The sequence below is a fragment of the Limisphaera sp. VF-2 genome (assembly GCF_049537125.1).
GTDB lineage: Bacteria > Verrucomicrobiota > Verrucomicrobiia > Limisphaerales > Limisphaeraceae > Limisphaera.
The window spans coordinates 620,514-644,267 of sequence record NZ_JBMVQY010000002.1; the positions used below are offsets into that span (position 1 = coordinate 620,514).

The following is a 23,754-nucleotide window of genomic DNA, read 5'->3' on the forward strand; positions in this document are numbered from 1 at the left end:
TTTGCGCCTTCGTGTGGCTTGGGGTATCCGATGGGTTTGTGCGAAGGGTTTGGATCATTTTGAGCCTGCTCGCCTGGGTGACGCTGGGGGCTGTCACCGGTTGGGCAGAAGTGTATCCCATGGCGGACGGCACGCGGATGGAAGGCTCGCCCGTGTCGGCCAATGAACGTGGGATTGTCCTGCGCCTCCCCGATGGCACGTTCTCCGATCGCATTCCCTGGGAGCGCTTTTCCCAAGAGGCCCTGCGCGAATTTGCCAAGAATCCGAAGTTCCGCCGATTTGCCGAAGTTTACGTGTTCGAGGAAGAGCAGGCGACCCGGGCCGCGCGTCCGGCGGTGCCGAAGCCGCAGCCGGTGGAGGGCAAGCTGTCGCGGCCCGAGCAGCCCGCGATCTGGGCGGGCTTGTTGGGCTCGCCGGTGGGGTGGTTGATCCTGCTGGCGCTGTACGCGGCCAATTTGTATGCCGCTTATGAGATAGCCATTTACCGCGCGCGGCCGGTGGCCCTGGTGTGCGGCCTGGCGGCGGTGATTCCGGTGATTCCGCAAGCGGTGTTCTTGGCACTGCCCACACAGATCCCCAGGGAGGAGGAAGGAGTTGCGACCGAGGCGGCGGCTGCGGGAGGGGCTGCCGGCGCGGCGCCTGCGATCGGAGCCGGGCTGCACCTGGCCAGAGACACCGAGGGACCGGCCACCGCGAAGCCGGTCGAACCGACGGTTTTCAAGCGGGGCGAATATGCATTCAACCGGCGCTTCTTCGAGACGAAGTTCAGCGGATTCTTTGGCATGGTTCGCCGCGACAAAAGTTCGGTTCTCATCATCAAAACCGGTCGGCACCAGTACGTGGTCAACCGGATCACGCGCATCACCACCAACGACATGCACGTGGAGGTGCAGAGGGGCGCTGCGGTGGAAGAAATTCCGCTTTCCTTTTCGGACATCCAGGAAGTCGAACTGCGGCCTGCGGGGGGGCACTGAAACCGACGTGCGTTCTTCGAGGGTAAGGGGCGGCCGTGCTGCTGCGACGTCTGTGGCTTCTTTGAGCTCACTCGCGCTGTGACCCCGGGTCTGGGGCACTCCCGTAGTTCGAGAGGCGCCGCATTTGGGGCGATCATGGATCCAGGCTCGCGCAAGGAAGCGCGCGGTCCGCGGCCTCATGGCCTCAGGACTCTCTCGGGCCGGGGGATTCTGAGGGCGGGTCCACGGCGTAGCCGGCTTCCCGATAGCGCTGGAGTTTGTAAACCAGGGTGCGCCGGCTGATGCCGAGGGCGCGGGCGGTCTCGGTGCGGTTGAACCCACAGCGACGGAGGGTTTCGAGAATCTTCTGTCGTTCCACTTCTTCCAAACGCACCAGCTCGGTGCCGCCAAGCGGGTCGGTCCGAGATTCGACGCTCTGGAGGATGCGGGCGGGGAGGTGTTCGGGCAGCACCAGCTCGCCATGAGACAGGAGGGCGGCGCGTTCCATCACGTTGCGGAGTTCGCGCACGTTGCCCGGCCAGGAGTAGGCCTGTAAGAGACTGACAACTGAAGGGGAGAATCGGGCGCGGCCGCCGGTGAACTGGCGCAGAAAATGGGTGGCCAGGGGCAGGATGTCTTCGGGCCGTTCGCGCAACGGCGGCACGTGGAGTTCGACGACATTGAGCCGGTAGTACAGGTCCTCCCGGAACCGTCCCTCCCGCACGGCAGATTCCAGGTCGCGATTGGTGGAGGCGATGATCCGGGCGTCGGAGTAAATGTCGAGATTCGATCCGATACGCTGGAAACGGCCATCCTGAATGACCCGCAGGAGTTTGGCCTGCAGACTCAGGGCCATGTCACCGATTTCGTCGAGGAACAGCGTACCGCCGCGGGCCTGTTCGAACCGTCCGATACGCTGCCGGGTGGCCCCGGTGAACGCCCCTTTTTCGTGTCCGAAAAGTTCGCTTTCCAGAAGGGTTTCGGGGATGGCGGCGCAGTTGACCTTGATCAGCGGGCCCTGGGCACGGCGGCTCCAGGCATGGATGAGATCGGCGACGACCTCCTTGCCGACGCCGCTTTCGCCGGTGATCAGCACGCGGGTGTCCGAGGCGGCCACCAGGGCGGCGTCGCGCAGGAGGGCCTGCATTTGCGGGCTGACGGCGATGACCTCGGGCGGGAGGCTGGGGAGGGATCCCTGGCGGGGCAGCGGGTGGCGCTGACCGGTGGCCTCGCGGACGCATTGGAGCAGTTCATCAAGGTCGATGGGCTTGGGAAGATAATTGAGGGCGCCGTCGCGCACGGCGCCGACCGCCTCGCGGATGTCGGCATAGGCGGTGACAAGGAGCACGGGCAGGGTCCCGTGTTGTTGGCGGGCCCGCCGCAGGGTGTCCAGGCCGGACAGCCCGGGCATGCGAACGTCGGAGATCAGGAGATCGACGTGGCGCTGGGCCAGCAGGGCCAGGGCTTCTTCTCCGGAGCCGGCGGTGAGCGTTTCAAAACCCTGGCTGCGCAGGAACGACTCCAGCAGGCTGCGTTGCCCGGGATCGTCGTCTACAATCAAGATGCAGGGGCCGCGGTTCATGGTTGCCCGGTTTCATCGTATCCTCCGAGGCGGGGCTCACAAGGTTTTCGTGGGCGTCTTCTGTTTGGCACGAGCCCGGGGTGGGACGGTGGAGGTCGGGAGCAGTGGTCGGAATGGGGAAACGGTGGGAGATCGGCGAATCCGGCGAAAAGCCGGGGGATTCAATTGGGGGGCTCGGCCGGGTTCTGCGCCTTCCACAAACTCTTTGACAACCGGGGCGAGGTGCCTAGATTGTGCTTCAGACGGGTGGGGTCGTAGCTCAGTTGGTAGAGCACCACAATGGCATTGTGGGGGTCAGGGGTTCGAGTCCCCTCGGCTCCACCATCTTCTTTTTTTCGTGCCGTCCCCGGGGCGGGCTCGGATTCGTCTGGCGGCGCAGAACCGCATCCAGCTCCCCGAAAGTCTGGCTTGGATTTGGGGGAGTGCGGCGCGCCGGAACGCGGGCCACGGGCGGTGGCGAAGCGGCGTTGCCAAACCCCGTACGGTACAGTGCTCCGGGCCTCTGAGAGGCGCGGCTCTCGCGCCCAGGGACCCCGGGCACCGCCGTGCCTCTTCCCCTGTTGGACCGGGTCTGCGTCGCGCTGGAGGGCCGAAGTGGCCGGTGGAACATGCCTGCTCACACCCTTCTCTGGTTGCAGTTTGGGCATTGGATTCCGGCCGGCGGATGAGTAGGTTGGGCACAGCAGCAGGCGGAGCGCTCTCGCGAAAGGCCGGTTGAGAAAGGCGGGGCAGCGCGCCCGAGGCGAAGTGCTCTGCAGCTCAGGTGGGCAGCGGCGTTGAGCGCCGGAGTCTCTTGAGTCGTGGTCCGAGGGCAGCGGGCCAGGAGCCGCGTCCGCCGGGGCCGTGCCGATGAGACGCACGCCCGATGACGTGAGGGATTGCAGTCCTGCCCGGGACCGAAGTGCGGCGGTTGCCGAAGACGTCCGATGCGCAGGCGCGCAGCGTTCCGAAGGCAGTGCTTATGACATCCACCCAACAACAGGCCCTGCTTTCCGCGGCCAACTGCGAGGTGGCTTTCGACAATCTGACCCGCCAGCTGTATGCGACGGACGCCTCGATCTATCAGATCGTCCCGGCGGCCGTGGCCTTTCCGCGGAACGCGCGCCAGGCCAGCGCGATCATCAAGGCCGCGGCAGAGGCGGGATTGAGCGTGATTCCGCGGGGTGCGGGCACGGGCCTGACCGGAGGCGCCCTGGGAGACGGCGTGGTGGTGGATTTTGCACGGTACCTGCGGGCGATTCGGCGCTTCGATCCGGAAACACGCACGGTGGAGGTGGAGGCCGGGGTGGTTCTGGATGAGTTGAACGCGTTTCTGCGACCGCATGGCTTTTGTTTCGGGCCGGACGTGGCCACCAGTGACCGGGCAACCCTGGGCGGCATGATCGCCAACAATTCCTCGGGTGCGCGGGCCCCGCTGTACGGGACCACGGCCGATTACGTGGTGGCGCTGGAGGTGGTGCTGGCGGACGGCAAGGTGCGCCGAGCGGAGCCGGGTGGGGAGGACCTGCCCACCCAACGCCGGGTGGCCGACGAAGTGGTGCAGTTTCACAGTCTGCGGATTCAGGAGCGAATGCCGCCCGGGTTGATCAAACGCTGGCCGGGTTACGCGCTGGATCGGTACGGGCAGCGACCGGGGGATTTGACCCAACTGATTTGCGGCAGCGAGGGTACCCTGGCGGGGATCATTTCGGCGGTGTTGCGCGTGGTGCCGTTGCCGCGCGAGAAGGCGCTGGGGGTGCTGTTTTTCGACTCCATGATGGAGGCGCTGGAGGCCGCGGTGTGCCTGCAGGATCTGAGGCCGGCGGCGATCGAGCACCTGGATCGCTTGTTGTTGGACCAGACGCGCGGCCAACCCGCCTTCGAGCTGGCGCGGCGTTTGTTGGGCCTCGATGAAGAGCCGTGCGAGTCCTTGTTGGTCGTGGAGTTTTTCGACGAGGTGGAGGAAAAGCTGGCGGCGTTGGAGCGGCGGCGGTTGGGGCGCCGCTGTCGGGCGGTACGCCAGGAACGGGCCATGGCACTGGTGTGGTCGCTCCGCAAGGCGGGCTTGTCGCTGTTGACGAGCCGGAAGGGGCCGGCCAAACCGACCACGATCATCGAGGACACGGCGGTGCGGCCCGAGCAATTGCCCGCTTACGTAACGGAACTGCGCGGGCTGTTGGACGAGCTGGGTCTGGAGGCTTCCTTCTACGGGCATGCCGGCTCGGGGCTGTTGCACGTGCGACCGGTGCTGGACCTGCATCGGGCCGAGGATGTCCGGCGCCTGCGGCAAGTGGCCGAGGGTGTGGCGCGGCTGGTGGCCCGGTTTGGGGGTTCCCTGGCGGCGGAGCACGGCGTGGGCATTGCGCGGACGGAGTTCATGGCGCAGCAGTTGGGCGAGGATCTGCTGCAGGCCATGCGCGAGATCAAGCGGGCGTTCGATCCGCATCAGGTGCTCAATCCGGGCAAGATCCTTCCGGACGGGCGGTATGCGTGTGACACGCATTTGCGGCAGGGGCCCGGGTACGAACTGAGGTTGCCGTTTACGCCGGTGTTGGCATTTGCGGCGCGGGATGAATCGTTCGTCGCCAACCTCGAGCAGTGCAACGGGTGCGGGGGTTGCCGGAAACTGGCGCCGACGATGTGTCCGACCTTTCCCGTGACGGGCTGGGAGGCGTTGAGCACGCGGGGTCGGGCCAATCTGATCCGCGCGGCTTTGGAGGGGCGTGGCTCCGCGGGCCGGGAGATTTGGGGATCGGAAGAGTTGCAAGTGGCGCTGGAGACCTGTCTGGGGTGTCGGGCGTGTGCGGTGGAGTGTCCGTCGAACGTAAACATGGCGTTGTTGAAGGCGGAGCTGTTGCACGGGCGACATCGGGCAGTGGGCATGCCGCGGGCGGCGCGGTGGATCAGTCGCGTGGATCAATGGGCGCCCTGGGGGGCACGGTTTGCGGGCGTGGCGAACACGGTGTTGGAATGGGGCTGGGTCCGGGTCGCCATGGAAAAAGTGGTCGGCTTGTCGGCGCGGCGGCCCTTGCCGGCCTTTGCCCGCCAGCGGTTCGACGATTGGTTTGCACGGCGCCGACGGATTGGGGGGCCGCGGCGAGGCCGGGTGTTGTTGTGGGACGACACGTTTGTTCGCTATCACGAGCCAGCGGTGGGGATGGCCGCAGTGGCGGTGCTGGAAGCGCTGGGGTACGAGGTCCAGTTGCTCCGGGGGCGGGCGTGCTGCGGTCGGCCGGCATTCAGCCAGGGGGATCTGGATCGGGCGCGGGAACTGGGCCGCCGCAACCTCGCCCTGCTTCAGGGGCTGGCTGCGGAGACGCCGGTGGTTTTCCTGGAACCTTCGTGTTTCACAATGTTCACGGAGGATTATCGGGAGCTGCGACTGCCGGGGGCCGAGGCCATGGCGGAGCGGTGTGTCCTGTTCGAGGCGTTTGTGGAGCGGGTCCTGGAGCGGCATCCGGACGCGGTGCCGTGGCGACGGGACGGGGGGCTGGTGCTGATCCACGCGCACTGCCATGTGAAACGATGGGGGGTGGTGATGGAACGATTGGCGCGGCGACTCCCGGGCCGCACCGTGCGTTTGCTGGACAGCGGCTGTTGCGGGATGGCGGGCGCCTTTGGGGCGATGGCCTCGACCTACGACCTGTCGGTCCGGGTGGCGGAGCCGTTGCTGGAACAGTTGGAGCACACGCCGTTTGGCACGGTGTTGGTGGCCTCGGGGACAAGTTGTCGCCAGCAGGTGGCGCATTTGACGTCGATGCGTGTGCTGCACATGGCCCAGTTGCTGGCGGAGGCGCTCCCGGAAGCGTGACGCAGGGATTCGCAGGCGCGCACCCTTGACGGCCGTCGCGGGGCTGGATCAGGCTGAAACAGGTTGGGGCGAAGTGTCCAGAGCCGGGCCCCCTCGACGGTCTGGGCCCGGTTTGAAGCAACTCCCGCTGCCCGGGAGCTGGTGCAGCGCATGGAGGGGGGTGGGGTGTTGCACGTGACGGGCGTGGCCGAGCCGGCGCAGCCGTTCCTGGTCGCCTGGCTGCACCTGTGTTTTCCCGAAACAACGCTGGTGGTGGTGACTCCGGAGCCGCGGCGGCAAGAGCTGTTCCAGCAGGACCTGGAGACATGGTTGCGGGTGTTGCGCGGTCTGCCGGAACCGGGGCCGGGGGCGAAGGAGGCCGGGGGCGCTGCTGCGGCTGCATCGGTGGGCAATTTGAGCCTTTATTTTCCGGCCTGGGAGGTCTTGCCGGGGGAGGAGCGGTTGCCGCACGTGGACACGATCAGCGAGCGCTTGGAAACGTTGGTGCAGCTGGCGTCGGCCCCGCATCCCGAGGAGCGCGTCCGGGTGGTGGTGACGTGTGCGACGGCGCTGTTGCAGCGGACCTTTGCGCCGGGGGAATTGCGTCGGCGACTGCGCTCGTTGCAGCGGGGCGATCGGGTGGACCCGCTGGCGCTGGTGGAGTGGTTGGAGGCACAGGGGTACGAGCCGGAGGTGCAGGTCACCCAGAAAGGGGAACTGGCCCTGCGGGGGGGCATTGTGGACGTGTTCCCGCCGACGGAGCCGTGGCCGGTGCGGCTGGAGTTCTTCGGGGACACGTTGGAATCGCTGCGCAGCTTCGATCCCTCGACCCAGGTTTCGAGGGAAACGAGGGATTCGGTCACGCTGGGGCCGGCCGGTGAGCTGGGCTTGTTGCGGCGCGGCTGGCAGAGTGCGGCGGCCGGGACGGAGACTGCCCCGGAGATGAGCAGTTTGTTGGAGCATCTGCCCCGGCACGCGCTGCTGGTGGTTTGCGAGCCGGAGGAGGTGAAGGCGCGCGCGACCGAATACTCCGGACAGATTCGCGAGTCGGACCCGTTTTTTCAGACCTGGGAGAGCGTGGAGCGTCTTTGTCTTGAGCGTGGGTTGCCGCGGTTGCTTTTGAGCGAGGTGGCGGAGGAACACGCTGCCGTGCAGGGGGCCGGGCCGTTTGCGGGGCGGGCGGCGGATGGGGACACCCGGGAGGCTGCGGCGCTGGATCTCCACTTGCAAAGTTTGGAGGCCTTTCGCCCGTTGCCGGAACGGCCGCCTCCGGCGGAAGTGGCCGAGGCGCAGCGTCGGGCATTTTTCCAGCAGATGCACCGGTGGCTGCGCCAAGGCCATGCGGTGGTGGTGTTTTGCACGACGCCGGGGGAACAAAAGCGGTTCGAGGAACTGTGGGAAGATCTGTTGCCGCCGGGCGAGGAAGCCCGGGGCCGCCGACCGGAGGTGCGACTGGGGACATTGAGCCGCGGCTTTTGGTGTGAACCGGCGGCATGCGTAGTGGTGTCGGATGCAGAAGTCTTCGGGCGCACGCGCATTCCGCGGCCGCGTCGGTTGAAGTCCCGCCATGCCGCGGCGATGCGGTCTGTGTTCGAGATCGATTTTGCCGACTGGGAGGTGGGAGATCTGGTGGTGCATTTGAACCACGGCATCGGGCGGTATTTGGGGCTGGCGACCCTCCCGGGAGGCGGTGCGGGCGGGGAATCGGGGATGGAATGTCTGGTGATCGAGTATGCGCCCCGGGAGCCGGGGGAGAGTCCGCCGCGGCTCTACGTCCCGGTGAGCGAGGCGCACCTGGTGAGCAAGTACGTGGGGGCGGGTCGGGTGCGTCCGCCCCTGCACACCCTGGGGGGCCACCGGTGGCGGGTGGCACGCGAACGGGCGGAGCGCGCGGTACGGGATGTGGCGGCGGAGTTGCTGGCCGTGGCGGCGGCGCGTGCGGCCCAACCGGGACATGCGTTTGGTCCGGACACGCCCTGGCAGAGGGAATTCGAAGCGGCGTTCCCTTTCGAGGAAACCCCGGACCAGCTGCGGACCATCGCCGAGGTGAAGGCCGACATGGAAAAACCGCGGCCGATGGACCGGCTGGTTTGTGGCGACGTGGGATTTGGGAAAACCGAGGTGGCGCTGCGGGCGGCGTTCAAGGCGGTGATGGATGGCAAACAGGTGGCGGTGCTGGTCCCGACGACGGTGCTGGCCCAGCAACACTACAACACGTTTCGCGATCGCATGGTGGATTCTCCGGTGCGGGTGGAGCTGCTGTCGCGCTTTCGCACCCGGAGGGAGCAACGTCAGGTCATCGAGGGCCTGGCCATCGGCGCCGTCGACATTGTCATCGGCACGCACCGGCTGTTGCAGGACGATGTACAGTTCAAGGATCTGGGGCTGGTGGTGGTGGACGAGGAACAACGCTTCGGCGTGCTGCACAAGGAACGGCTGAAGCAACTGCGCACGCAGGTGGACGTGTTGACCCTGAGTGCCACTCCCATCCCGCGAACGCTCTATCTGGCGCTGACCGGGGCCCGGGACCTGAGCCTCATCCAGACGCCCCCCCAGGACCGCCTGCCCGTGGAGACCATCGTCGTCCCCTATGACGAAGAGGTCATTCGGCAGGCCATTCTGCGCGAGCTGAATCGGGGCGGGCAGGTTTACTTTTTGCACAACCGGGTGATGACCATCGAGACGATGCGCGCCCGGTTGCAGGCCCTGGTGCCGGAGGCGCGCATCGTGGTGGGGCACGGTCAGATGCGCGCAGACGACCTGGAGGAGGTGATGACACGGTTTGTGAACGGGGAGGCGGACATTCTGCTTTCGACGACCATCATCGAGAGCGGCCTGGACATTCCCAACGCCAACACGATCATCATCGATCGGGCGGACCGTTTCGGCCTGAGCGACCTGTACCAGCTGCGGGGTCGGGTGGGGCGCTACAAACACCAGGCGTATGCCTATCTGCTGCTGCCGCGGCATGCGCGATTGTTGACCGATGTGCGCAAGCGCCTGAGTGCCATGCGGCAGTACGCCTCGCTCGGCAGCGGATTCAAGGTCGCCATGCGGGATCTGGAAATCCGCGGCGCCGGGAATCTGCTGGGACCGGAGCAGAGCGGGCACATCACGGCGGTGGGATTCGAACTCTACTGCCAGCTCCTGCAACAGAGCATTGCGGCTCTGCAGGGCCGGCCCCTGCCCAAACGGGTGGACGTCTCGCTGCGGCTGGATTTCTTGGAAGTGGCCGCCGGCGCCGGCGGCGACGGGACCGGCTTGGCCGTTGCCTGTCTGCCGCACCGCTATGTGCCGCAGCCCAGACACCGGATCGAAATGTACCGGCGCCTGGCCCAGGTCACCGACGAAGCCGGGCTCCGGGCGCTGGAGGCGGAGATGCGCGACCGATTCGGGCCCCTGCCGGAGCCGGTGCAGTGGTTGCTGATGACCGTGCGGATCAAGCTGGCCGCGGCGGCCCGCGGGATCACAGCCGTGGAGGTCCGCGACGATCGCCTGATGCTCAGCCGCAATGGCGAGTGGTTGCAGTGGGGCGGACGGTTTCCGCGACTGATGCGGCGCGCCCCGGGCGCACGTCTGAAAGAAATCCTGCGGTTTCTTGCAGCCCTGCCGGTCGTGCCGGAAGAGTCGGCCGCGCAGCAGCAAAGGTCGTAACCGCCAAGCCGGTTCCCGCGCGGACGGAGCCGGGGGCAGCCCGGAGACACCGCGCCGGCCAGGGGAGTGCCCGGGACGAGCCCCGGGCGTCCACCGGGAGGTGTCGGCATTCTCCGGACCGCAGGTTCCGGACATCTCCCGATGGTCGGCCCGGCCGGGACGCGACAACATGGAGTCGGCATTGACGGCCCGCAACAAACCCGGTTAACTGCGTTCTAAATCGCACAAAGTCGGGAGAGCGCCCTGAACTCCGGAGACGCGGCCGGAGCCGGAGGGTTGTGGAATTGGAAGCGGCAGAGGCAGAGCGTTGCCACGCTCGGCGGTGCATGGTGGGATGAGAACCATTCTAGTGCTGGCGGATCATCCGGATACGGCCGAGGCCATCCGCGCGGCTCTGAACCCGGAGCAGTACCGAATCGTTCATCGGACCTCGCTGGAGGAATCCGAGCCGTTGCTGGCGCACGGTCGGGTGCACTTGTGCGTATTGGATACGGATCTGACCGGCGTCCAGGCGCTGTGGCTGGTGGAGCGGGCCCGGCGTCAGGCCCCCAAATGCCCGCTGGTTGTGTTGGCGGGTGCCCGGCAGGCGGAGTGGGAGGAAGAGGCCTATCTGCAGGGCGTGGCCCAGGTCATTTCCAAGCCGCTGCGACCGCGTCTGGTGCAGGCCATCGTGGATCGGTTGGTGGGACGGACGGTGACGACGGAACCCGCCAGCAACGGGGGCACCAGTGCTCGTCCCCCCGCCAAGAGTTCCACGGGGACCGACTTTTTCACGCTCCCGGGCGCGCGCTCCGGGGAGATGGCCCCGGAAACACCCGCGGTGGGGCCGGCCCGCTCGGGTTTCGAGGTGCTCCGAAAGTTCTCGGCCATTCTCACGCATTCGCTCGATGCCGAGGGCCTGCTGAGGCAGTTCCTGCTGCTCCTGCGCGACCTGGTCAGCATCAATCGCGCCGTCATTTTTTTGCGGCAGCCGGTCGTCTTGACAGCCGCAGCGCGGTCGGCGGAAGAGGGGCGCAGCTTGCGGCCGGTCTGTTGGCTGAGTGTTTCGGCCAGTGTGTTGGAGCATGTCGAGCTCTCGCTCGAGGCCGGGCTGGGAGCGGCCCTGCAGCAGGTGGGCCGCATCCTCCGGCGCAGCAGTCCCGAGCTGCTGCAGGACCCGGAAGCGCAGAAGGAATTCGAGCTGCTGGGCATGCAGGTGGCGGTGCCGATCATGGACCGCGAACAGTTGCTGGGCGTGGCGCTGTTCGACGGGCACATCACGGGCGAGCCCCTGGCCAATCCCGAACTGGAACTGGTGTTTCACCTGCTGGAGCAGGTGGGCCTGGCCCTTCGCAACATCTGGTTGCACGATCAGTTGGTCGCCAACCACCAGATGCTGGCGGAAATTCTGCGGGAACTGAGCAGTGCCTGCGTGGTGGTGGGGCCGGACCTTTCGATCCTGCACGCCAACAAAGCGGCGCGTCGGCTGTTTCGGAGCACCAGTCGGCGCACGGGCGAGCCGGAGTTTTCGGACCTTCCGGCCGCGCTGGGTTCAAAGGTGTACCAGGTGCTCAAGACGGGGGCCGGATTGCCCACCTTCCGTTACACGCCGGAGGACGCGCCCGGCACGGTGTTCATGGTTTCCATCGTGCCCTTCCGCAGCGGGACTCTGGGGGGTGGCATGGCGTCGGCCCTGCTGATCGCGGACGACCGGACGCAAGCGGAGCGCCTGCAGAAGCTCGAGCTGGAAACGGCGCATTTGCGCCTGATTCGGACCATGGCCGACCGGCTGGTGCACGAGATCGGCAACGCTCTGGTACCGCTGGCCACGCATCAGCAGTTGCTGGCGGAGCGGTTCGAGGACGCGGAGTTTCGTCAATCGCTGGACCAGGCGCTGGCCACGGGTGTGCAGCGGATCAACCGGCTCTTGCAACAAATGCGTTTCCTGGCGGGCGAGGCCGTCGGCGGCGCCGGCGAGCCGGTGCCGCTGGGACCGCTCATCCAGGAGGCTTTCCAGGAGGCGCAAAGGCACCTGCCGCAATCCCGGGCCCGGCTTCAATACCAGGATCTGGGGAAGCCGGTATTTGTTCAGGGCGACCGGGCGGCCCTGCGTCATGCCCTGACCGAGGTCCTGTTGAACGCTCTGCAGTCCAGCCCGGAAGAGGCCACGGTGGCGGTGCGGCTCATGTCCCAGGCCAACGGCACCGGACATCCCTCGCTGCTGATCGAGATTCGCGACAGCGGCAGCGGCTTCACCCCGGAAACGGCCCAGAAGGCCGTGGAGCCGTTCTTCACCACGCGAAACGTGGGTTTGGGACTGGGCCTGGCAGTGACGCGACGCATCGTGGAGGGACATCGCGGCCGGTTGGAACTGGTCCCGGCAGGCGAGGAGAGGTCGGGCGTGGTGCGGATTGTCCTGCCTCTGGCGGATATCACCGCGCCCGGCAGTTGATTCGGTTTCTCCAAAAGGCTCCGCGGAAGCGGTGCGGGAAACCGGCGCGCCGGTGTGTCACGGCCGGCTGGAGCCAGCGGGCCGGACCCAGGTGGGCCCACGGACTTCTCGGAAAGCGATCCCTGGCGTCCGAGCGGAATGTCACTGGGCGGGGGCCCGACCCATTCCCGCGGTGCGCGGCCGGCCTGCCGCAGTTGCCAAAGCGGTCATCTCCATCCAACGTTTTTCGAGGGTTGGAGAACTTGTCATCTGACGCGCTTCGTCTCGTGAACCGGTGTGTGGGTTCAGGAAGGGCGTCGGATGCCATGGATAAACCACTTTGTCCGGACCCGTTTGGCGGGTAGGGTGACCAGAAATGTCTGCAATGGGCACAGTGTATTTGGTGGGGGCCGGCCCGGGGGATCCGGGCCTGCTGACCGTGCGCGCGGCGGAGTTGTTGCAGCGCGCGGACGTGGTGGTATACGACGCGCTGGTGAATCCGGTCCTGCTGCAACAGGCGCGGAGCGGCGCGGAATTGGTCTTCGGGGGGCGCCGCGCGGGTGAACAGGCGGAGGATCGATCGCGAATCCTCGAGCTGCTGGTGGCCCGGGCGCGCGAGGGCAAGACCGTGGTCCGGTTGAAGGGTGGCGATCCCTACGTGTTCGGTCGGGGCGGCGAGGAGGCATTGTATCTGGCCGAGGCGGGCGTGCCTTTCGAGGTGGTGCCCGGTGTCTCCTCCTTCGTGGCTGTCCCCGCCTATGCGGGCGTGCCGGTCACGCATCGCGGCACCAGCTCCCGCCTGGTGATTCTGACCGGGCACGCCGATCCGGATGCGCCCGACTGTCCGGTGGACTGGGCCGCCGAGGCCCGGCTGCCGGGGACCAAAGTGATCATGATGGGTACGGCTCAAATGGGCCGGATTGCCGAAACACTGATGCGCCATGGTATGGCCCCGGACACGCCGGTCCTGGTGACCCAGTGGGGCACCACTGCCCGGCAACGCTCTGTGACCGGTACCCTGGCTACCATCGGCGAGGCGCTGGCCCGGGCCGGACTGGGAGCTCCCTCTGTGGCGGTGATTGGCGAGGTGGTCCGGCTGCGGGAGAAGCTCAACTGGTACGAACGCCGTCCGCTGTTCGGCCAACGGGTGGTGGTCACCCGGGCCCGGGATCAGGCGGCCGCCCTGGCCCGGCCATTGACGGAACTCGGCGCCGAGGTGTGGGAGGTGCCGGTGATCAAAACCGCGCCTCCGCGGCGCCGTCGGGACGTGATGGACGCCATCCTGGAACTGAACGGCTACGACTGGTTGGTTTTCACCAGTCCGAACGGAGTCACGGCGTTTTTCGAGTTCTTTTTCCAGCGGTTTCAGGACCTGCGCGATCTGGGAGGCGCGCGCATCGCCGCCGTCGGACCGGGCACCGCCGAGCGATTGCGCCAGCTTCATCTGCAGGTGGATGTCGTGCCGCAGGAAGCCCTGGGCACCAAGGTGGCCGAGGCGATGGCCAATTACATGAGCCTGGAGAACCTCCGCATCTGCCTGCTGCGGGCGGAGGTGGCCAATCCGGATCTGCCCCGGGCGTTGGAGGAGCATGGAGCGATCGTGGACGACATTGCCGTGTACCGCACCGTGCCGGAAACCGACGAGGGCGGCGAAATGGCACGTCGTTTGCGCGAGGAGGGGGCCGACTGGATTACCTTCACGAGCGGGTCCACGGTCGAGCACTTCCATCGGCGGTTTGACCTGTGCAAGTTGATGGCCCGCTTCCCCGGGCTGCGGCTGGCGAGCATCGGGCCCGAGACCAGCAAGGCGCTGGCGGGGCTGGGATTGACCCCGACCGTGGAGGCCCGCGAGCACACGATTCCGGGGCTGGTGGCGGCTCTGCGCGATCGGGTGGTTGCAGAGCGGCTGCTGGAGTCGGTCTGATCCCCGACCGAACCACGCCCGGGCGCACAACGCGCCTCCGCGGCGGGGGCTTTCGCGCCGGGCGCACTGGCCGCGCCGGTGTGCGGACGGCGTGTTTCAGGTTCCGGACATCTCCGTAGGCTCGGTGGAGTTTCGAGCGTCCTCGGCGGCGGGAAAGCCGAGGGAAACGGGCGTCTCGTCGGGATTCCTCTGTTTGGGACGGAAGAACCCGCCTGTTCGGTGGATCAGGGGTGGTTTCCAATTCCTTGCCGGCCTCCTCCGCCGGGGGAGTTGTAACATGATCCTTGTCCGGCCGGGACTGGCTTTCCACACGCGGCACGGGGCTCCGGAGGGTTTCCCCCTTGCTGCCAGAAACCCGAAGGCTTGGCGTCCGTCGTCCCGGGGCCGAGAATCGCAGGCCCGCGAGTGCGCTCCACCGCGAAGCCAAAAGAGAAGCCGAGACGGGGGCTTTTTACGAAGGACTTGGCCCTCTCGGGAAATCAGGCAGGCCCCACATGCGCGGTGCCCGGCGAGATCCGACGACCTTCCTCGCCGCGTCGGCGAGAAATGTCCCGGCATTCCGGGGGTTGTCATGCTCGCGATGAAGCCGGGCGCTCGACCAGGTTGCTGTTGCAGCCCCCTGGGGGATGTGCAGCAGCGTGGACCAAGCCTCGGGCGGCGGGGGCGAGAATGTCGGCGGGCACACGAACGCGTTCCCTGAACCCGGGGCCGGGAGGCGTTGGAGTCATCCGGTTGGCCCGGGGCGGGGAACCGCTGGCTCAGCGGAACAGCCCTCGCCGCTTCGGTCCACGGGCTCGCCACGTGCGTCACGCTGCCCGCGCGTCGCCGACAGGGTGCACCGGGCAAAAACGACCTCGGGGAGCTTGCTGCCGGATGGACTTTGGGATGTGGGTCAGGGAAAAACAATGGCTCCAGAGACAGGACTCGAACCTGTAACCCGCCGGTTAACAGCCGGCTGCTCTACCATTGAGCTACTCTGGAACCTTTTGAGCGAGGTCAATCTATCGAGAGGCCGGCGCGGCGTCAACGGGGTTGTGTCCGGAATGCACGAGCAGGGTTTCCAAGCCCCCGGGGAGTCGCAGCCGGACCCAGCGGGGCAACGACTTGGCAGGGGCCCGAAGATGTTCAAGACCGGCCCGCGTGGGATGCTGGGCAGGTCCGCGGGATCCGAGCGGCGCCTGGCAGATGGGCGGCGGCCGGGCCCGTGCGGGAGACTTGCGAGGGGGGATCCGGTTCGCCCCGGGGGCCCGGGCAGGGCACAGCCCATGGTCTGCGGGCGGCCGTCGGCACCGGGCGGCGGGCGGCGGACCCCCGGCGGGCCGGGTGCGTGTCCGGCATGGCGCGCTTTTTGCTGAACAATCCATTTGCGGACGGCCGCGTATCGTATTAAATAAGCGGGACATGCCCGTTCGCTTGGGGCAGGTGGCGTGTAGCGAGAATGAACGCAGAACAGAAGTCGCAGGGACAGGCGGGGCCCGGCCCGGTCAACCCTCCCGGGTGGCCGGCGGCCCAGGGCCTTTATGATCCACGGTTCGAGCACGAAGCGTGCGGTGTGGGCTTTGTGGTCCACGTCAAGGGACGCAAATCCCACAACATCATCACCGATGCCCTGACCATTCTGGAGAACCTGCGTCATCGCGGGGCTTGCGGTTGCGAAAACAACACCGGGGATGGTGCGGGAATTCTGATCCAGATGCCGCACGCGTTTTTGGAGCAGGCCTGCGACGAGGTGGGACTGAAGCTGCCGGGCGAGAAGCAGTACGGGTGCGGGCTGGTGTTCCTGCCTCCGGACCGTGAGGAACGGCAGCGTTGTGAAGCCGCGTTTGCCCGCATTGTGCAGGAGGAGGGGCTGGAGCTGCTCGGATGGCGGGACGTGCCCACGAACAACGGGAACCTGGGGGCCACTGCGAAGGCGTCCGAGCCGTTCATGCGGCAGGTCTTCATCGGGCGTCCGGCGGCGCTCCGGGATGACATGGCCTTCGAGCGCAAGCTCTACGTGGTGCGCCGGCTGGCAGAAAAGCAGATCCGCTACGGCGGGGAGCCCTGGGGCCGGTGGTTCTACGTGTGTTCGTTGTCTCACCGCACGCTGGTGTACAAGGGGATGCTGACGGCCGAGCAACTCCGGACCTATTATCCGGAGCTGAGCGATCCCCTCATGGCCAGCGCGCTGGCCCTGGTGCATTCCCGTTTCAGCACCAACACCTTCCCGAGCTGGGACCGCGCGCATCCGTATCGCTACATTGCCCACAACGGCGAAATCAACACCCTGCGGGGCAACATCAACTGGTTGCACGCGCGACAGGCATTGTTCCGATCGCAGGCGTTCGGGAAGGATCTGCCCAAGGTGCTGCCGGTGATCGCGCCGGACGGCAGCGACTCGGCGATGTTCGACAACTGTCTGGAGTTGCTGGTCCTGGCCGGGCGCAGCCTGCCGCACGCGGTCATGATGATGATTCCGGAGCCGTGGCAGCACGATCCGTTCATGAGCCCGGAGAAGAAGGCGTTCTACGAGTTTCACCGCTTTCTGATGGAGCCGTGGGACGGGCCGGCTTCGGTGTCGTTTACGGACGGGATTCGGATCGGTGCGGTTTTGGATCGCAATGGACTGCGGCCCTCGCGCTACTACGTCACCAAGGACGACCTGGTAATCCTGTCGTCGGAGGTCGGGGTGTTGGAGATTCCGGCCGAGCGTGTGGAGTACAAGGGCCGACTGCAGCCGGGTCGGATGTTGCTGGTGGACACCGAGCAGGGGCGCATCGTGGCGGATGAAGAGTTGAAGCACACCATCGCCACGGAGAAGCCGTATCGGGAGTGGCTGAACCGGTATGTGCTGCAGCTCGATGACCTGCCGGAGGCGCCGGTGCCGCCGAAGCGGCCCAAGCCGGAACTGGTGCGGCTGCAGCGGGCTTTCGGATACACGTACGAGGACGAGCGGATGATCCTGGCCCCGATGGCCATCGAGGGGGTCGAACCCATCGGGTCCATGGGGAACGACACCCCGTTGGCCGTGCTCTCCAACAAGCCGCAGCTGCTGTACAACTACTTCAAGCAGCTGTTCGCGCAGGTGACCAACCCGCCGATTGACTACCTGCGCGAGGCCATCGTGACCTCCACGGAAACGGCCCTGGGCCGGGAGGGCAACCTGTTGGAGCCCACGCCGGAAAGCTGTCGGTTCATCAAGCTGGAAGGACCGATCATCACCAACGAAGAACTGGCACAGATCCAGAACGTGCAGCGGCCCGGGTTCAAGGCGGTGACGCTGCCGATTCTGTTCCCCGCGGCGGCCGGCGCCCGGGGCCTGGAGACGGCGCTGGAGGAGTTGTACCAGAAGGCCGACGCGGCCATCGCGGAGGGCGCCAACATCCTCATCCTGTCGGACCGCGGACTGAGCGCGGAGCTGGCGCCCATCCCGGCCCTGTTGGCGGTGTCCGGGTTGCATCACCATCTGATCCGCGCCGGGAGTCGGACCTTGTGCAGTCTGGTGCTGGAGTCCGGCGAGCCGCGGGAGGTCCATCATTTCGCGCTGCTGGTGGGCTACGGGGCCAGTGCCATCAACCCCTACCTGGCCTTCGAGACCCTGGACAAGCTCCTGGAGGACGGGTTGGTGACCGGGGTGGACCGGGAAAAGGCCCACAAGAACTACATCAAGGCCGCCGTCAAGGGCATTCTGAAGGTGGCTTCGAAGATGGGCATCTCCACCATCCAGAGCTACCGCGGCGCCCAGATCTTCGAGGCCATCGGTCTGCGGCGCGACTTCGTGGACAAGTATTTCACCTGGACGCCGTCCCGCATCGAGGGGGTGGGCCTGGAGGAAATCGCGCGCGAAACCCTCGAGCGGCACCGTGCGGCTTTTGTCGATCGAGGCGATGGCACGGTGGCGCTGGACCCCGGCGGTCAGTACCAGTGGCGGGCCGATGGCGAATTCCACCTGTTCAACCCGACGACGATTCACAAGCTGCAGCAGGCGGTCCGCAACAACGATTACCAGGCCTTCAAAGAGTACAGTCGGGCGGTGGACGAGCAGGCGCGCAACCTCTGCACGTTGCGCGGCCTGTTCGAACTGAAGTTTGCGCCCAAGCCGATCCCGCTGGAGGAGGTGGAGCCCATCGAGAGCATCATGCGTCGGTTCAAGTCCGGCGCCATGAGCTACGGCTCCATCAGCCAGGAGGCCCATGAGACGCTGGCCATCGCCATGAACCGCATCGGCGGCAAGAGCAACACCGGCGAGGGCGGGGAGGACCCGGAGCGCTACAAGCCGCTGCCGAACGGCGACTCCAAGAACAGCGCCATCAAGCAGGTCGCCTCGGGCCGGTTCGGCGTCACCAGCCTGTATCTGGTGAACGCCCAGGAGATCCAGATCAAGATTGCCCAGGGGGCCAAGCCGGGCGAGGGCGGCCAGCTGCCGGGACACAAGGTGTATCCGTGGATCGCCAAGACGCGGCACTCCACCCCCGGCGTCGGGTTGATCTCGCCGCCGCCGCATCACGACATCTATTCGATCGAGGACCTGGCCCAGTTGATCCACGACCTGAAGAACGCCAACCACGAGGCGCGGATCAGCGTGAAGCTGGTGTCCGAAGTGGGCGTGGGCACGATTGCCGCCGGGGTGGCCAAGGCGCATGCCGACGTGGTGCTGATCAGCGGACACGATGGCGGCACGGGCGCTTCGCCGCTGACCTCCATCAAACATGCCGGGACGCCGTGGGAACTCGGTCTGGCCGAGACGCATCAGACCCTGTTGCTGAACAACCTGCGCGGCCGGATCGCCGTGGAGGTGGACGGGCAGCTCAAGACCGGACGCGACGTGGTGATCGCGGCCCTGTTGGGGGCCGAGGAGTTCGGGTTTGCCACCACCGCCCTGGTCTCCATGGGCTGCATCATGATGCGGGTCTGCCACAAGAACACCTGCCCGGTGGGCGTGGCCACGCAGGATCCGCGGTTGCGCGAGCACTTCATGGGCAAGCCGGAGCACGTGGTCAACTTCATGCGCTTCATCGCCATGGAGGTCCGCGAGCTGATGGCGAAGCTCGGGTTCCGCACCCTCAACAACATGATCGGGCGGACGGACAAGCTGGATGTCAACCGCGCCATCGAGCATTGGAAGGCGCGCGGGCTGGACTTTTCCAGCATCTTCTACCAGCCCGAGGTCTCGCCGTTTGTGAAGCGGTTCTGTCAGGATCTGCAGGATCACGGTCTGGACCAGACGATGGACCGGCAATTGTTGTTGCGGCTTTGCCAGCCGGCCCTGGAGCGGGGGGAACCGGTCCGGGCCGTGTTGCCCATTCGCAACTGCCACCGGGTGGTGGGCACCATGCTCGGCAGCGAGGTCACCCGGCGCTACGGGGCCGAGGGACTGCCGGAGGACACCATCCGCATTCATTTCAAGGGCTCGGCCGGACAGAGTTTCGGCGCCTTTATGCCCAGGGGCATCACCTTCGATTTGGAAGGCGATGCCAACGACTACTTCGGCAAGGGCCTTTCCGGGGCCAAGCTGATCGTGCGGCCCCCCCGGGGTTCCACCTTTGCGCCGGAAGAGAACATCATCATCGGAAACGTGGCCCTCTATGGTGCGACCAGCGGCGAGGCCTACGTTTGTGGGGTGGCGGGGGAGCGGTTCTGTGTGCGCAACTCGGGCGCCCATGCCGTGGTCGAGGGCGTCGGCGATCACGGCTGCGAATACATGACCGGCGGGCGCGTGGTCGTGTTGGGCCGTACGGGCAAGAACTTCGCCGCCGGGATGTCCGGCGGGATCGCCTATGTGCTGGACCTGGACGGAGACTTTCCGCGGCGCTGCAATCTCGAGATGGTCATGCTGTGCCGTTTGGAGGATGAGGAGGAGATCGCCGAGGTCCGGCGCCTCATCGAACGTCACGAGGAGTACACCGGCAGCCGGCGCGCCGCGACGGTGCTGGTGTCCTGGAAGGATTACGTGCCGCGGTTTGTCAAGGTCCTGCCCAAGGACTATGCCCGCGTCCTGGCCGCCATGCGCAAGGTGCGGGAAGCGGGCCTCAGCGGCGAGGAAGCCATCATGGCCGCCTTCATCGAGAACACCAAGGACGCCGCCCGTATCGGCGGCGGCTGATGGGGTCCAGGTCGTTCCCCGGGTCTGAGTCATCGCCATGGGCAAGCCCACAGGATTCCTCGAATACGCACGCGAACTGCCGCCGGAACTGCCGCCGTTGCAGCGCATCCGCAACTGGGACGAGTTCCATCTTCCGATGGACGAGGCCCGGTTGCGCGCGCAGGGGGCCCGGTGCATGGATTGTGGCACGCCGTTCTGCCACACGGGTCACATCCTGGCCGGAGCGGCCTCCGGCTGCCCCATCAACAACCTGATTCCGGAGTGGAACGACCTGGTCTACCGGGGCCTTTGGCGCGAAGCTCTGGAGCGGTTGCACAAGACCAACAACTTCCCGGAATTCACCGGCCGCGTTTGCCCGGCGCCGTGCGAAGGGGCCTGCGTGTTGGGTATCATTCGGCCTCCGGTGGCGATCAAAGCCATTGAATGCGCCATTGCGGATCGGGGGTGGGAATCGGGATGGATCACGCCCCAACCGCCGGCGCGGCGCACGGGCAAAAAGGTGGCGGTGGTGGGAAGCGGACCGGCGGGGCTGGCCTGCGCGGCCCAACTGAACCGCGCCGGCCACTGGGTCACCGTGTACGAACGGGCGGATCGGATCGGCGGCCTGCTCATGTACGGGATCCCCAACATGAAGCTGGACAAACGGGTGGTGCAACGTCGCGTGGATCTGCTGGCGCAAGAGGGCATCCGGTTCATCACCAATTGCGAGGTGGGCCGGGACCTGCCCGCCGGCAAGCTCTTGGAGGATTACGATGCGGTGGTGCTGTGCTGCGGAGCGACCAAGCCGCGGGATCTGCCGGTCGAAGGGCGCAATCTCAAGGGCGTTCACTTCGCCATGGAGTTTCTCACCGCCAACACGAAGCGGCTCCTGGACCCCGACCACAATCACGGGGAATACATCGACGCCCGGGACAAGGATGTCATCGTCGTGGGCGGGGGCGACACGGGAACCGACTGCGTGGCCACGGCCCTGCGGCAGGGCTGCCGCAGCGTGTTGCAATTGGAGATCCTGCCCAAACCCCCAGAGACGCGCGCGCCCAACAATCCCTGGCCGGAGTGGCCCCGCATCTTTCGAGTGGACTACGGCCAGGAAGAAGCCGCGGCCGTGCAGGGCGAGGATCCCCGCCGGTACCGCACCACGGTGGTGCGATTCCTGGGCGACGAACGCGGCCACGTCAAGGGCGTGCGCACCGTCATGGTGGACTGGCAGAAAGATGCCCAGGGCCGCTTCAGTCCCGTGCCCGTCCCCGGCACCGAGCAAACCCTGCCGGCCCAGCTCGTCCTGCTGGCCATGGGCTTCCTGGGACCGGAGGAAACGATCCTCGACCAGCTCGAAATCGAACGGGACGCGCGCAGCAACGTGAAGGCCGAGTACGGCCGGTTCCAGACCAATGTTCCGCGCGTCTTCGCCGCGGGCGACATGCGGCGGGGCCAGAGCCTGGTGGTCTGGGCCATCAACGAAGGTCGCGCGTGCGCCCGGGAAGTGGACCGGTTCCTGATGGGCCAGACCGTGCTTCCCTGACCCGCTGCCTCCCATGAAAGCTGTCCTGGCACTCGAAGACGGCACCGTATATCGGGGCATCGGTTTCGGTGCGCGCGCTTCCGCTTGCGGAGAGGTCTGCTTCAACACGGCCATGACGGGGTACCAGGAGATCCTGACGGATCCCTCGTACAAGGGCCAGATCGTGACCATGACCTATCCGCACATCGGCAACTACGGGGTCAACGAAGAGGACGTGGAATCCTGGCGTCCGCACGTGGCCGGATTTGTTGTCCGCGAGCTTTCCCCGGTGGCTTCCAACTGGCGGGCCACCCGCAGCCTCGCGGAGTACCTGGAGGCCTACGGCATCCCCGGCATTCAAGGCGTGGACACCCGCGCCCTGACCCGCAAGTTGCGCGTGCGCGGTGCCCTGAACGGGTTCATCTCCACGGAGGACGTTTCGGAGGAGGAGGCCGTGGCGCGCGCCCGGGCCTGGCACGGCTTGATCGGGGTCGATTACGTCAAGGAGGTAACTCATCCCGAACCCTTTCGGTGGGACGAGAAGGATGAGTTGAGTCGCCCGTTCCATTTGGAGAACAGCAATCCCCGTGTTCAGCCGCCGCGGTTGCCCCCGGCGGACATCCCGATCGTGGCCTATGACTTCGGGATGAAATACAACATCCTGCGTCAGCTGCGTCGGCACGGCTTTGCGGTCCAGGTCGTACCGGCCCACACGCCGGCCGAGGAAGCATTGCGGTACAAGCCGGCCGGCATCTTTTTGTCGAACGGCCCCGGGGATCCGGCTGCGCTGGATTATGCCGTTCGCGCGGCGGCCGAACTGTTGCGCACCGGCATCCCGATCTTCGGCATTTGCCTCGGGCACCAGATCCTCGGCCAGGCCTTCGGCGGCAAGACCTTCAAACTGAAATTCGGTCACCACGGCGCCAATCAACCGGTCAAGGACCTGGAGACCGGTCGCGTCGAAATCACCTCGCAAAACCACGGGTTTGCGGTGGATCCCTCCACGTTGCCCAGTGACGTGGTCGTGGACCGGATCAACTTGAACGATCAAACCGTGGAGGGGATGCGCCACCGCACCAAGCCGGTCTTCTCGGTCCAGTATCATCCCGAAGCCTCTCCGGGGCCGCACGACGCCGCTCCGTTGTTTGCCCGGTTCCGCGAGTTGATCGAGCGCCGCTGAAGCCCGGCGGCAAGGTGCAGTCCTTTCCCGGTCCGCAAGCCCCGGAACGGACCGGCACCCGCAGCAACGGCGGTAAGATTCGTTGCGGTGCGGCCACATGGCGCCTGCTCCGATGCTTTGCCTCGTTTTCGTTCTTTGGTGCGGCCGGGGCCGTTTTCCGCGATGCAGCCGCGCCGGACTCGGGCGGGGCCGAGCCGGCGAGCCGCTTGCGTCACGCTGCCAGGGTCCCCGCGCATCGGCTGCTGGGGTCACGCCTTTCTGCAGCGGTGTCCATTCCGTCCGGATGGCGAAGAACTTGGCCTCGCCCAAAACGCCCTTGGATCGAACGGAGCTGAAGACGGGGCTCGAGAAGGAATCGTTTCCGGCGGACGGGGCGCATGTCTCCGGGCCTTCTCCTTTGCAACCGCAGGGCAGGGACGTGCAAGGATTTCCGCACGAGTGCGTTCCCCCGGGAGGCCGACAAAAGACGGTTCCGGGCCCCTTGGCCGCGCGCTGCAGCCCGCGGGAGGCGATCCGTGGACATTTACGGTTCCACCGGCGCCGGGGTTCGACCTCTGGGGGGACGTAGTTTCAAATACCCGGTTTCCAAGCGCGGGTGTCTGCACGGGCTCGGGCCCGACCGGCCGTGGCCAAACCGCCTGCTTGCGCGCGATGGCACAGAAGCCGGATGGCGGCTTTGTCCGATGGCAACGACAGGAG

The 23,754-nt window shown here is 66.5% G+C and carries 9 protein-coding genes and 2 tRNA genes; 9 read left to right on the forward strand and 2 right to left on the reverse strand.

Annotation, left to right across the window (positions count from 1 at the left end; translation table 11 throughout):
• The first annotated feature begins 38 nt into the window (after positions 1-38).
• Positions 39-974 carry a hypothetical protein gene (locus ACPDIT_RS09795; RefSeq protein ID WP_423443018.1) on the forward strand — a complete coding sequence of 312 codons (936 nt, stop codon included), beginning with the start codon at positions 39-41 and terminating at the stop codon, positions 972-974.
• Positions 975-1,158: 184 nt separating this feature from the next.
• Here the strand turns inward: ACPDIT_RS09795 and ACPDIT_RS09800 are convergent, their stop codons facing one another.
• Positions 1,159-2,535 (reverse strand): sigma-54-dependent transcriptional regulator, encoded by a 1,377-nt coding sequence (locus tag ACPDIT_RS09800; protein WP_423443019.1) that lies wholly within the window; start codon positions 2,533-2,535, stop codon positions 1,159-1,161.
• 248 nt (positions 2,536-2,783) lie between these two features.
• Here ACPDIT_RS09800 and ACPDIT_RS09805 point away from each other — a divergent pair.
• The 5 genes from ACPDIT_RS09805 to cobA all read left to right on the forward strand — a co-directional run bounded on the left by ACPDIT_RS09805 (position 2,784) and on the right by cobA (position 14,292).
• Positions 2,784-2,859: transfer RNA gene (locus ACPDIT_RS09805), tRNA-Ala, on the forward strand.
• A 637-nt stretch (positions 2,860-3,496) separates the two neighbouring features.
• Positions 3,497-6,325, forward strand: a complete 2,829-nt coding sequence (locus ACPDIT_RS09810; RefSeq protein WP_423443020.1) for an FAD-binding and (Fe-S)-binding domain-containing protein — start codon at positions 3,497-3,499, stop codon at positions 6,323-6,325.
• 150 nt (positions 6,326-6,475) lie between these two features.
• Positions 6,476-9,958 (forward strand): transcription-repair coupling factor, encoded by a 3,483-nt coding sequence (gene mfd / locus ACPDIT_RS09815; RefSeq protein WP_423443021.1) that lies wholly within the window; start codon positions 6,476-6,478, stop codon positions 9,956-9,958.
• Positions 9,959-10,292: 334 nt separating this feature from the next.
• Positions 10,293-12,389, forward strand: a complete 2,097-nt coding sequence (locus ACPDIT_RS09820; protein ID WP_423443022.1) for an ATP-binding protein — start codon at positions 10,293-10,295, stop codon at positions 12,387-12,389.
• Positions 12,390-12,744: 355 nt separating this feature from the next.
• Positions 12,745-14,292, forward strand: coding sequence for a uroporphyrinogen-III C-methyltransferase (gene cobA / locus ACPDIT_RS09825; RefSeq protein WP_423443024.1), 1,548 nt, complete (start codon positions 12,745-12,747; stop codon positions 14,290-14,292).
• Between the two features lie 906 nt (positions 14,293-15,198).
• Here cobA and ACPDIT_RS09830 read toward each other — a convergent pair.
• Positions 15,199-15,273: transfer RNA gene (locus ACPDIT_RS09830), tRNA-Asn, on the reverse strand.
• Positions 15,274-15,730: 457 nt separating this feature from the next.
• Between ACPDIT_RS09830 and gltB the strand changes: the two genes are divergently transcribed.
• From gltB to carA, 3 genes are read left to right on the forward strand one after another with little or no spacing between them, the layout of a single operon-like run.
• A complete protein-coding gene (gene gltB / locus ACPDIT_RS09835; protein WP_423443025.1) occupies positions 15,731-20,374 on the forward strand; it encodes a glutamate synthase large subunit in 4,644 nt (1,547 codons plus the stop codon).
• A 37-nt stretch (positions 20,375-20,411) separates the two neighbouring features.
• Positions 20,412-21,896 (forward strand): glutamate synthase subunit beta, encoded by a 1,485-nt coding sequence (locus tag ACPDIT_RS09840; RefSeq protein ID WP_423443026.1) that lies wholly within the window; start codon positions 20,412-20,414, stop codon positions 21,894-21,896.
• Between the two features lie 13 nt (positions 21,897-21,909).
• Positions 21,910-23,055: a glutamine-hydrolyzing carbamoyl-phosphate synthase small subunit gene (gene carA / locus ACPDIT_RS09845; protein WP_423443027.1), complete on the forward strand. Its 1,146-nt coding sequence runs from the start codon at positions 21,910-21,912 to the stop codon at positions 23,053-23,055.
• Positions 23,056-23,754 lie beyond the last annotated feature (699 nt).

Excerpts from the sequence above, each read along its gene's own strand:
- ACPDIT_RS09800 (WP_423443019.1), bottom strand. The coding sequence starts at position 2,535 with ATGAACCGCGGCCCCTGCATCTTGATTGTAGACGACGATCCCGGGCAA.
- ACPDIT_RS09810 (WP_423443020.1), top strand. The coding sequence starts at position 3,497 with ATGACATCCACCCAACAACAGGCCCTGCTTTCCGCGGCCAACTGCGAG.
- mfd (WP_423443021.1), top strand. The coding sequence starts at position 6,476 with ATGGAGGGGGGTGGGGTGTTGCACGTGACGGGCGTGGCCGAGCCGGCG.
- ACPDIT_RS09820 (WP_423443022.1), top strand. The coding sequence starts at position 10,293 with ATGAGAACCATTCTAGTGCTGGCGGATCATCCGGATACGGCCGAGGCC.
- cobA (WP_423443024.1), top strand. The coding sequence starts at position 12,745 with ATGTCTGCAATGGGCACAGTGTATTTGGTGGGGGCCGGCCCGGGGGAT.
- gltB (WP_423443025.1), top strand. The coding sequence starts at position 15,731 with ATGAACGCAGAACAGAAGTCGCAGGGACAGGCGGGGCCCGGCCCGGTC.
- ACPDIT_RS09840 (WP_423443026.1), top strand. The coding sequence starts at position 20,412 with ATGGGCAAGCCCACAGGATTCCTCGAATACGCACGCGAACTGCCGCCG.
- carA (WP_423443027.1), top strand. The coding sequence starts at position 21,910 with ATGAAAGCTGTCCTGGCACTCGAAGACGGCACCGTATATCGGGGCATC.